A 5,196-nucleotide genomic window follows, 5' to 3' on the forward strand; every position below is an offset into this window, starting at 1 on the left:
TGAACATCTTGATGGGGCTCTCTGCTGTACGCCCATTGGTCTGGCAATACTTCTCCAAAAGTTCCTCATGTATAAAACTGAAATCGATAAGATCGTTGATTTTGCGAAGTAGATTGTCTTTTGGAACAATGATATCGTACAATCCCGAATAGGAACTGAACTGAATTTTTTGTTGGGTAGAAAGCATCCTGATATCCGTTAAAGCCTACTTTAAGATACGAAAAAAGGAGCAGAAAACTGTTGTTTTCCACTCCTTTTTTTAGCCCATTCTAAAAGGGGACTTTTTCAGTGCCCTCATAAATTATTGAAAGCCTTTTTTCTTTTCTACAGTTTGCTCAAAATCAAGGTCGTTTTAAAAAGGTTTGAATTGCTATTGATAAATAACTGCTGATTCTCTGCGTATCTTATCAATAGTCGATCCTTAAAAGCCATCGTTTCAAGATTGTTGGCTTGATCTTCCAAATAATGATTGACGCGATTACTTACCTCCACCTGAAGATGTTGGGAAGAACATTGGAATTTGATTTTAACAGGATGCTCCTTCATACTATTATAACCGTTTACCAAAGCATTGATAATTGGCGGAACGGTGATCAAAGGATAAATCTGCAATTGAGGATCATGAATCAGAAACTGCTTTTTGATTTCCAGGGATTCAGGATTTGCTTGTTTCCATAAGGATAGTACCCCTTCCACAAATCGGACTTCTTCTTCAACCGACCATTTTATGTTCTCCGATATGGAATAAGCTGCATTTTGTAATTCGAAGAACGCTTTTATTAATGGTTCTTTCTGCTCATTTGCCTTAATCAACTTTCGAAGATGCGTTAATTCCCTTGCTTTAATAAAGGAAACTTCCGCTTTTAAGGCAAGTATTTGATCTTGAAGTTCACTGATTGTTGTTTTTTTCTTAGACCAGAGCATCGGACTACTTCCCTCCTTCCAAACCGCTGACTCCACCAGAAACAGCCAATTTCATAGCATCAGTGGCCGACATATTTAATTTCTGGACTTTATCTGAACTGACCACCACGATCTGTCCAGCTACGGAATAGGAATATGGGAAATAAACAATCACTTCACCCGGCAATCCAATAGCGGTTAGATCCTTTTGCGTCAAAAAGCCAACCTTTTTAAGCCCCATATCATTCACTACAACGAGAACAGGTTCATTGAATTTCTTGGCATCACCAACAAAGGCTTCTGTAAAATCTTTAATGGAAGAATAAAGTGTATTGAATAAAGGGATCTTTTTAATGGTCCTGCTCAACCATGCTTTGATCGGTTCTGTTACCAAGGTGGTAAATATCAACCCCACCAAAGCCAATAAAAGGATTACAGAAAGGATACCTATTCCAGGGATGTATAATGGATGTCCTTTTTCATCTTCCAGGAAATGTTCGGTAATGTTTAAGGCGCCATCAATACTTGCCACTAACCAGACGATAAGGAAAATAGCTCCGGCAACAGGGGCTACTACTAATGTCCCCTTGATCAAATAATAAAAAAATCGTTGAAAAACTTTTCTAATCATTTTATTCGTAATAATAAACGCGTTTAACCCTTCCAGAAATATTCACCAATAATTCATAGGGAATAGTTCCGATATCTTTTGATGCCTGCATCAGGTCTGGGAAAACCAATACCTCATCCCCTTCCTTCACATCTATATCCGTCACGTCCAGCATACACATGTCCATGCAGATACTCCCCACTGTAGGAACCAACTTTCCATTGATTTGCATCTTCCCAACCGATTGACCAAATCTGCGATTATATCCATCCGCATAGCCAATCTTTACAGTTGCAATCTTGCTATCGCGATGTAAGACACCTTTTCGATCATATCCTACCGTTTCTCCGGCTTTTAGATCCTTCAATTGGGTCACTGTTGTACGCAAGGTACTTACTTGCTCTAAGTTTTCCAATTTCCGGTCCATATCCACCCCATATAAACCAATTCCCAATCGGACCATATCAAAATGTGCGTCTGGCCATCTGACGATCCCCGATGTATTGGCGACATGGCGGATAAAGTTATAGCCTAGCCCATCTTCCAATAGTTTCGCGCTTTGCGAATAGGTATCAATCTGATATTGCGTAAATTCATCCTGTTTTGGATCGCCTGATGCGACTAAATGGGTGAAAAATGATTGAACGACAACCTGATCTTGTGATTTTAACCGATCGATTACTACTGGAATTTCTTCCGGAAAGAATCCTAAACGATGCATGCCTGTATCCAATTTCAGATGTATCTTATAGGATTTTATATGTTGATCTTTTAAAAAGGCGATGAAATCATTCAGAAAGGACATGCTATAGACCTCTGGTTCCAAATCATGTTTGATCAATGCGGAAAAAGTATCTGCATCTGGACTGAGCACCATGATGGGCAATGTAATGCCCGCAGAACGCAACTCTACCCCTTCATCTGCAAATGCGACTGTAAGGTAATCTACTTTCGCAAACTGCAATAGGTTGGCAACCTCAAAACTTCCACTACCATACGAGAAAGCCTTCACCATGGTCATTAATTTAACCTGTGGCGGTATCAAAGAACGATAGACCATCAGATTATTGGTCAGAGCATTGAGGTTAATATCCAATACCGTTCCATGCGATCTTAGTGTCAATCTTTCCACCACTTTTTCAAATTGGAAGATTCGGGCACCTTTGATCAGTACGCTTTCCTTTTCGATGGAAATAGTATGGAGATCTTCCAGCAGGCTGGCCGTTGTTGGGTAGAACAATTTTTCAGGAATATGGAGTGCTGATAGAAAATCATAGTCCTTACCTACCCAGATCAGCCTTTTCAAAGACTGGCCGTTCAATATCTCTGACAGCTTTTTTTGGAACTTCTCGTTCTCTTCCAGACCATCCATTTCAGAGAGGATAATGCTCTTTTTTTGGTATTGGTTCTGCTGCTGCAAAAAGTCCAAGGATATTTTTAAGGATGCAAGATCGTTGGAATAGGAATCATCAATAATAGAACTGTTATTGATCCCTTTTTTCAACTGAAGCCGCATCTCGAGGGGTTTCAATCCATAAATCCGCTTCTGGATATTGGCGATATCATATTGTAAATTTAGCATGATAGCCACGCAGGAAACCACATTTTCAATAGATGCTTTGTCTGTAAAGGGGATTTTTAATTGATGGATACTGCCCTTGTATTGAATATCCAACTGTGTTTCCTGCCCTACTTGCTGTTGTTCTAGCAATTGCAAATCATCTTGTTCCAGATACCCCCAGGAGAATAATGGTTTATTTTCTACCATTTCTTTAGCAACATAGAAAGAACCTGCAATCAATAGGTTGCTTTGTTTGAAAAGCTTAAGCTTTTCCGCAAGTTTTTCTTCTTTGGATTTGAAGTGTTGGGCATGTGCGATCCCTAAATTGGTAAATACACCAATATCGGGTTTAATCATTGCTGCTAATGCATCCATCTCACCGGGCTCACTGATTCCTGCCTCAATAATGGCCAAATCATAATGTCCCTGCAGGTTCCAAAGGGAAAGCGCCACACCGATCTGCGAATTATAACTCTTGGGACTCTGATAAACCTTTTTATCTATACTCAGCATCTGTGTTAACCAAGCTTTGACTATGGATTTACCATTACTGCCGGTAATCCCAATAATGGGGAAATGGAATTGTTTTCGATGATATGCCGCCAGATCTTGGAGGGCTTTTAAGGTATCATGTATTTTGAGTACATTCACATCGGTTTTGTCCATTAAAAATGGAACATCCTTACTGATTATAAAGGAACGGATACCTTGATTATAGGCATCGGCAATAAATTCATGACCATCGCGGGTGGCAGATAGCGCAAAAAACAAACTTTCTTCTGGCAGACTGATTTTTCGGCTGTCGTAGACTAATTCACTGATCTGCTGATCAGAATTAGGAATTCTGATAGCCATCCCCCCTACGATTTCATTAACTTTACCTATCGAATACATTATCTATTAAATATGCAACGAATTTCATCATTTTTTCGTTAAGTTCAGCATTTTTTGAAGATTTGCAGTATGGATGAAGCGTCAAAAAAGAAGAAGGTATTAACTCCTTTGGCAGCCTTAAGAAAAGCTGAAAGTTATTGCGCCTACCAAGAGCGTGCTCAACAGGAAGTTAGGGATAAGCTGTACGATTGGGGATTGCATATGGAGGATGTGGAACAGACCATCTCCAAGCTTATTGAAAGCAATTTCCTGAATGAGGAACGGTTTGCTAAGGCATATGTGCTGGGTAAATTTAGGATGCAAGGTTGGGGAAAGATCAAGATAGTTCAACAGCTGAAACTTAAACGAATTTCGAAGCCATTGATCCAGATCGCGCTTCGAGAGATTGACCTGGATGATTATGAAGCGAAATTAACTGGGATTATTGAAAAGAAGATTGATAAGCCTATTGCTAAATTATCATACCAGGAGCGTTCCAAATTAGTGCGGTATCTGATGGGAAAAGGTTATGAAACAGATCTGATTTTTAGGATGCTAGGGAATCGGGATGATTTAGATGGATAATTCATTCTTTTTATGAATTTGATATCTCTTAAAAAACGAGGCAGTTAGAGGTTTAAAGGGGTTAAAACGGTATATTTTTTCAGATAAATACCATATTTTTTTGGAGGGAAAGGGAAAATATCTATATTTGCAACACTTCAAGCGAAAGTAGCTCAGTTGGTAGAGCACAACCTTGCCAAGGTTGGGGTCGCGAGTTCGAATCTCGTCTTTCGCTCAGTTGCCTAGGTGGTGGAACTGGTAGACACGCAGGACTTAAAATCCTGTTCCTGTTAAAGGAGTGCGGGTTCGATTCCCGCCCTAGGTACGGAAAAAAAGCTCGTCGGATGACGAGCTTTTTTAGTTTTATAGTATTTAGTAGTTAGTATGGATCAAGCTGAATCCTTGGGGGGGAATACTAAAAATTTCTTAGTTTAGCATCTTTAAAACAGTTATCCCTTGCAAGAAGCCGAACGTAAATTACTATCCTTGTTGATGCCCGAAGGGCTTTTGGAATACTTTCAGATCATAGAAGTCGATCAGGTCGACAATCAGCTCCATATTTATTTAGATGAACTTAATATTGCTCCGACAGGCTATGAGAACAACAGGTTGGAGTCAAAGGGCTTCATGCCTTCCACCGAGATCTCGGACTTTCCCATTCGAGGCCAGAAAGTTACGCTACATA

5 protein-coding genes, 2 tRNA genes and 1 pseudogene are annotated in these 5,196 nt (G+C 39.8%); 4 read left to right on the top strand and 4 right to left on the bottom strand.

The annotated features are described in order from the left end of the window. From CRJ00_RS16665 to CRJ00_RS16680, 4 genes and pseudogenes are all read right to left on the bottom strand, one after another. Positions 1-187: pseudogene (locus CRJ00_RS16665) on the bottom strand (IS5/IS1182 family transposase); the annotation flags it as partial. A gap of 137 nt (positions 188-324) precedes the next feature. Next, complete coding sequence (locus CRJ00_RS16670) at positions 325-960, bottom strand: hypothetical protein (RefSeq protein ID WP_144038188.1); 636 nt, start codon at positions 958-960, stop codon at positions 325-327. After that, the gene (locus tag CRJ00_RS16675; protein WP_099367874.1) at positions 929-1,534 is read right to left on the bottom strand and encodes a DUF502 domain-containing protein; all 606 of its coding nucleotides are present in this window, start codon (positions 1,532-1,534) and stop codon (positions 929-931) included. The genes CRJ00_RS16670 and CRJ00_RS16675 overlap by 32 nt, the downstream gene beginning before the upstream one ends. 1 nt (position 1,535) lies before the next feature. Beyond that, complete coding sequence (locus CRJ00_RS16680; RefSeq protein ID WP_099367875.1) at positions 1,536-3,968, bottom strand: bifunctional UDP-N-acetylmuramoyl-tripeptide:D-alanyl-D-alanine ligase/alanine racemase; 2,433 nt, start codon at positions 3,966-3,968, stop codon at positions 1,536-1,538. Between the two features lie 69 nt (positions 3,969-4,037). On the opposite strand from CRJ00_RS16680, the gene CRJ00_RS16685 reads away from it, so the two are divergent. The 4 genes from CRJ00_RS16685 to CRJ00_RS16700 form a co-directional block, all read left to right on the top strand. After that, positions 4,038-4,532, top strand: coding sequence for a regulatory protein RecX (locus CRJ00_RS16685; protein WP_099367876.1), 495 nt, complete (start codon positions 4,038-4,040; stop codon positions 4,530-4,532). Between the two features lie 141 nt (positions 4,533-4,673). After that, a tRNA-Gly gene (locus CRJ00_RS16690) sits at positions 4,674-4,746 on the top strand. Positions 4,747-4,751: 5 nt separating this feature from the next. Beyond that, positions 4,752-4,836: transfer RNA gene (locus tag CRJ00_RS16695), tRNA-Leu, on the top strand. Between the two features lie 131 nt (positions 4,837-4,967). After that, positions 4,968-5,196: ISAon1 family transposase N-terminal region protein (locus CRJ00_RS16700; protein WP_441347596.1), on the top strand; the 229-nt coding region annotated here is incomplete at its 3' end.

It is taken from the genome of Sphingobacterium sp. 1.A.4 (assembly GCF_002734245.1).
GTDB lineage: Bacteria > Bacteroidota > Bacteroidia > Sphingobacteriales > Sphingobacteriaceae > Sphingobacterium > Sphingobacterium tenebrionis.

Excerpts from the sequence above, each read along its gene's own strand:
- CRJ00_RS16675 (WP_099367874.1), bottom strand. The coding sequence starts at position 1,534 with ATGATTAGAAAAGTTTTTCAACGATTTTTTTATTATTTGATCAAGGGG.
- CRJ00_RS16680 (WP_099367875.1), bottom strand. The coding sequence starts at position 3,968 with ATGTATTCGATAGGTAAAGTTAATGAAATCGTAGGGGGGATGGCTATC.
- CRJ00_RS16685 (WP_099367876.1), top strand. The coding sequence starts at position 4,038 with ATGGATGAAGCGTCAAAAAAGAAGAAGGTATTAACTCCTTTGGCAGCC.